Here is a 1,579-nt window from a genome sequence, read left to right as displayed (position 1 = left end):
GGCCGAGGAGCGCGGCGACCGGGCGCAGCAGCCGGGTCATGCGGGCGCGCAGCCATCCGCCGTAGGACTCGCCCCTGGCCCGGGCCGTGTTCAGGCTTCTGGTCGCCGCATACCCGCCGACCAGGAAGAACACGGCCAGGGTCTGGAGGAGCCAGGAGACGGGGGCCAGCCGGGGCATGTGCTGCAACGGGCTCGCCGTGTGCAGGCCGCCGTCCGCCGCGACCAGGGCGGTGACCAGCCAGTGGCCCAGGACGACACCGAGGATCGCGGTGGCGCGCAGGGCGTCGACGGCACGGTCCCGGGACGCGGGGGTGGCGGCGTCCACGCGGTGCGCGCCCCGGCGGATCGCGCGCAGTGCCCGGTAGGGGGCCGGAGTGCTCAGGGGCGGCTCAGCCACGGGTTGCCTCCGAGGGGTCGTCGAGGGTGATGCGGGCGAGGTGGGCGAGGGCGGCCGAGCCCGGGGTGAAGTAGCCGCTGTGGCCGGCGTCGGCCGCGTCGAAGACCCGGGCGCCGAAGGCGGCGGAGACGGGGTCGGCACCGAAGCCGACGGTGGCGCCGAAGAGGTCGGCACGCATGTGCGGGACGTGCGCCACCCAGTCCTCGCTGCCGCGGGCCGCCCAGATCCGGGCGCGGGTGTGCAGGGCGGCGGCGGAGTCCGCGCCGGTGCCGGGGCTGCCGACCAGGGCGATGTCGTCCGCGTCCAGGCCGGGGGCGGCTCGGCCGCAGACCACGGAGCCGTAGGAGTGGCAGAGCAGGGACAGGTGCGCCGCGGGTGCCTCGGTGCGCAGCCGGCGGACGAGGGCGCGCAGGCGGGGGGCGGCTTCGTCGGCGCGGGTGGGGGTGGTGACCGTGGTGCTCACCGTGGCCGGGGTCTCGTAGCCGAGCCAGGCGACGACGGCGACGCGGGTGCCGGGGGCGGCGCGGTGCGTGAGGTCGGCGGACAGGGCCGCGGCGGCCCGGTGGAAGCGGGCGTAGGTGTCCAGGGAGGTGTCCGAGCCGGGGACCAGGACCGCGATGTGTTCGGCGTGGGCGAGGTCGCCGAGGACCTCTGTGGCCTGGCCGGCGCCGCGGCCGTCGAAGGCGAGGAGCCGGCGGGACGGGGCGGCGAGGGCGCGGACCGCGGCGGCCCGGTGCGCGTCGCCGTGGGCGGCGGCCATGCGGGCCGCCTCGGCGGCGTTCTTCCGGTTCGCCGCGTAGACGGAGGGGAGGCCGGGTGTGCTGAGGGTGGTGGCGGGAGGCGGTGCGGGGATCTCCGGGCGGGCCGCGCCGGCGAGGGGGGTGACGAGGGCGGCGGTGACGAGGGCGGAGAGGAGCGCCCGGCGGGCACGGGCCATCAGTCCTCGCGTGCGCGGCTGCCCCATGGTCGGCTTCCTTTCCGTGTGCCCGGCCATCGGGCTCGACTGCAAAGGAAGTTACGGATCGGGGGCGGTCGTCGGCGTCCCGCCAGGGAGCTGTCCTCGCGGGTAGCTCTCAGGTATTACGGGTATCACCGGGCCCGCCCCCGAAGGACCGACCCGGGCACCGGGCCCGCCCCGAAGGGCCGACCCGATCGCCGAGCCGGCCGCCGAGCCGGCCGCCA

Annotated in this window: 2 protein-coding genes; both read right to left on the bottom strand. The window is 77.6% G+C overall.

Annotation, left to right across the window (positions count from 1 at the left end; all coding sequences use genetic code 11):
• Positions 1–397, bottom strand: a 397-nt coding sequence (locus CCN44_RS42690; protein ID WP_244204090.1) for an acyltransferase family protein, incomplete at its 3' end; no start/stop codon positions are given.
• Positions 390–1,361, bottom strand: coding sequence for an alpha/beta hydrolase (locus tag CCN44_RS42685; RefSeq protein WP_086704645.1), 972 nt, complete (start codon positions 1,359–1,361; stop codon positions 390–392). The genes CCN44_RS42685 and CCN44_RS42690, both read right to left, overlap by 8 nt.
• Positions 1,362–1,579: the final 218 nt, after the last annotated feature.

This window comes from Streptomyces tricolor (assembly GCF_002155905.1).
GTDB lineage: Bacteria > Actinomycetota > Actinomycetes > Streptomycetales > Streptomycetaceae > Streptomyces > Streptomyces tricolor.
The sequence above is the reverse complement of the archived record's forward strand: the minus strand, read 5'-3'. Positions and strand labels throughout refer to the sequence as shown.